A 3,630-nucleotide genomic window follows, 5' to 3' on the forward strand; every position below is an offset into this window, starting at 1 on the left:
GGTACCGGGAGGGGAGGCTGAAGGCGTTCGACGAGGGAGGGCGCAAGGTGTACGATACGATAGCCGGCCGCAGGAGGCGGCTGGGGCTGGCCGCCTAGGCCGTCCGGAAAAACGTCCGCACCCCCCTGGAGGAACGTTTTCGGGGAAATGCCAGGTCGTGAAATTCGATCTTGTTGGAAAATCGTTCTTAACCGTTATTTTGTGCTAGACGCCTTTCCGACCGCTGTTGAACCAGGATAGGCAGAGGCCGGGTTGGATCGCGATGCGCGGCCCGATCCGGTGCCCCGGAGCGGAGGGGCCCGGCTCAGGATTCGGCGGGCGCGGGCCCGCTCCGACCGCGGTTCGAGCCGAACCCCGTGTCAAGCTAGGAGCGGCAGATGCCAGGTCGGCCTTCCGGGTGAGGCCCCGCCTGACGGGCGGGCGGTGGACGGGGGCTTCCGAGGCATCGGATCAGAATAAGCTTGGCTCGATACTCGGCGAATATGGATTCGTGTCAACCCTGGTTTGACGGAGAGCCCCTTCGCTCTCTGTCAATTCTGGCTCGGCAGAGAGAAGTGCCGTTCGTGGCAGGAAACGACGGAAAACCGCGGTTGCATACGCCGCACCTCGACCAAACGAAATCGTCTGAACAAACTGACCAGGGATTATGCAATGAGAGCCTTGTCGACGCCGATCCCTCGGCCCTTCCGAACGCAGTTTTCCGTCATTTCCCGCCATGAGGTTGGTCTGTCTCTGCCAAGCTGTCGTTAGCGCAGAGGTATCGGCCCGCTGTGGTCGATATTGACGAAGCTGCGGGGTTCCTTTCGCCCAGCGAGAGGCTTCCGAGTCGCCCGACCGCAAGGGGGCCGGCTCGAGATCAGGCGAATGCGAGTGCGCGTTGGCCTTGGTTTATGGCTTGGGGGAAGCCCCGCCTCCTCTGTGCTGGAGCTGAGAGCGGTTTCTGCCAAGCTGAACCCCGGTGGGAGCTCTGTTTGGCGGGGCTTCGGCCAGGCGGGAGGTCCGGCTTAGCGGGGGCTTCGGCCTGGCGGGAGGTCCGGCCGGGCGGGGCTTCGGCCTGGCGGGAGGTCCGGCTTAGCGGGGGGCTTCGGCCTGGCTTAGCGGGGGGCTTCGGCCTGGCTTAGCGGGGCGTGCAGGGACATCCGTCGGGTTGAGCGCCAGTCCGAGCCTAGCGGTACTCGGCTCGATGGGGAACCCGGCTCGGCGGGAGGGTCCGGCGCGCCTGGCGAACCCGGTATCGCTCCGGGTTCGCCAGGCGAGAGGAAGCGCCGGAGGGGTGGCGCTACCCGAGGAACGCTCCCACGGACTTTCCGCACTCGCGGCCCAAGGTGATGGCCATGCCGAGGCTCACGCCGGGGATGGGGGTGATGTAGTCGTAGCCGAAACGGCGGCCGCAGTCGTTGCCGGACACGTAGAGGCCGGGGATGGGCTCGAAGTTCTCGTCGAGCGCGTTCTGCTCGCCGTCGGTGATGATGCCGCCGCAGGTGACCATTGTCTCGCCGAGCACGGGATCGAACGTGCAGGCGAAGAACGGCGGCTCCTTAACGGGGAACAGCACTCGGGCGTCGCGTCCGAACTGCTGGTCGGCACCCGCTTCGCAGTAGGCGTTGTAGTCTTCGATGGTCTTGACGAAGTTCGTGACCGCCTCGCCTTCAAGGCCCATCTGCGCGGCCAGGCCTTCGAGCGTGTCATCGGCGATGAACTCGACCGTGGTCTGAGGCCCGCCGCCGCCCGGGCCGCCCTCGCCCTCGGCCTGCTCGGGCTCCTCGTAGGTGCCCTGGTACTTGGCGTAGGCGGTGTCGAGCGACTCCTGCAGTGCGGCGATGTTCTCCTCGGTGGCGCTGAACCCGGCGTGCTGGGGGATGGTGTACTGGCGGTATTCGGGGAAGTTCGCGTCGCACACGGCGAACTTCGTCTTGCGGGTCTTGTACACGGTGGCCAGGCCGCGCTGCTCGGACGTGGGATAGAACTCGTTGCAGAAGCGCTTGCCGTGCTCGTCGATCCACACGGCTTGGGGCAGGCAGTTCATTTTGCCGGGCACCGAGAGGCCCTTCATGTTCATGCCGGGGATGGGGCACGTCTCGAGGTGCGCGCCAGCCCAGTAGGCCATCTGGATGCCGCGGCCGTCGTTGGCCGACATGGACGTGAGCTGCTCTTCGCCGACGAGCGCGCCAGCCATGTCGGGGATGAGGTCGGCCAGCATCTCGGGATTGCCGCCGAAGCCGCCGCATGCAATGACCACGGCTCGGCACGTGAACTTGATGTTGCCGTCGGCGTTTGCGGCAACAAGCCCCGCCACCTGGCCGTCGTCCATGACGACGTAGAGCGCCTCGGTGCCGAACAAAAACTCCGCGCCGTTCGCTTTCGCCACCTCGCGGTTGTAGCCGTGGATCTTCGTCTGGTTGCACTCTCCGTAGAAGCTGCACACGCTCGGCCAGAACTTCACCCCGCCCAGCTCGTCAAGCTGGTGCTCGGTTTTGGGGAAGAAGGCCGTCGTCATGGTGGCGAAGTCCTCTTCGGTCAGCTCGGACAGGTACCAGTCCATGTTCGCGCCCGAGTTCTGCGCGTACTTCATGACCAGCTCTTGGTTCGGATAGTTGCCCGTGATGAGCATCCAGTTCTGATAGAACTCGACGGGGTCGATCTCGGGCACCCCGCGTTCCTTGAGGATGGAGGCGTTGAGCGTGCCGGCCTCGTTGCCCACGGCCGCGTACGTCTCTTCGGGCTGCTTCTCCACGAGAACGACCCGGTAGCCCTCTTCGGCGAGTTCGCGGCAAGCGGTGATGCCGGCGAACCCGTGGCCGCACACCACGACGTCGCAGTCGATCTCCTGGGCGAACTCGGTGATCTCCTCGGGCGGGGTCTTCCAGCTCGATTCCGACGCGCCGCCCGAGGCGTTTTCGCCCGACGCGTCCGTGCTCGTGCTCGACTGGGGCGCGCAGCCCGCGAGGCCCGCGCCCGCCGCCACGGCGGCGGTGGCTCCCAGGCCGAGGAACGCGCGACGGGACAGTCCTGCTCGTGTGCTCATGTTTTCCTCCCTTGCTCCTTGTCTTCTGCGGATTCGGCTCCGCGTGCTTCGGCGCGCCGTGCGCATGCGCTGTGCGGTGCTTGCGCGAACGCCCATGTTCCGTAGGGCGCGCATGCTGCGGATGGCGAGTGCGCCGTGCCGCTCGTTTTCGCGCGAGCGGTGCTTTGATCATAGGCGCGTCGCGCCGGCTGCGGAATCGTCGCGATGGGGTAATGCGCCCATTTCGGCCCTCGCGGATTTGGGGGAGCCTTGTCATCTGCGACGATGAAGGGCGCTCGGCGCGCTCGGCGGCGTGTTGCTTCCGAGAGGCGCGGATGCGGCTTTGCTGACTTGAGGCGCGGGCGCAAGGGGGGGTGGCAAAGCGGCGCGATCGCGGGTGGGGGAGAAGCGCGCCGCTCTCGGTCGGAGAGGGGGCGAGGCGCGCCCGTCACGCTTTGCGCGCCGTCGCAGCCGGCTCACCCGCCGAATCCCCCTTACGCCCATGAGGCGATGCGGCGCGTTCGGGATGCGCGCTCTCCATGCACCGGGTGATTCCCCCGTGTCGAGTCGGCTCGGACGGCGGTTGATTCGGGGGAGGGGGTCGGGGTGCGAGGACAGATGCGGGC

The 3,630-nt window shown here is 66.6% G+C and carries 1 protein-coding gene; it reads right to left on the bottom strand.

What is annotated here, in order from left to right; translation table 11 throughout:
- Nucleotides 1-1,279 precede the first annotated feature (1,279 nt).
- Nucleotides 1,280-3,025, bottom strand: coding sequence for an FAD-dependent oxidoreductase (locus C2L80_RS13320; RefSeq protein ID WP_087196940.1), 1,746 nt, complete (start codon nt 3,023-3,025; stop codon nt 1,280-1,282).
- Nucleotides 3,026-3,630 lie beyond the last annotated feature (605 nt).

It is taken from the genome of Rubneribacter badeniensis (genome assembly GCF_002899695.1).
Taxonomy (GTDB): domain Bacteria; phylum Actinomycetota; class Coriobacteriia; order Coriobacteriales; family Eggerthellaceae; genus Rubneribacter; species Rubneribacter badeniensis.

Bases quoted from the DNA above. Each gene is read 5' to 3' on its own strand.
- C2L80_RS13320 (WP_087196940.1), bottom strand. From the start codon at position 3,025: ATGAGCACACGAGCAGGACTGTCCCGTCGCGCGTTCCTCGGCCTGGGA.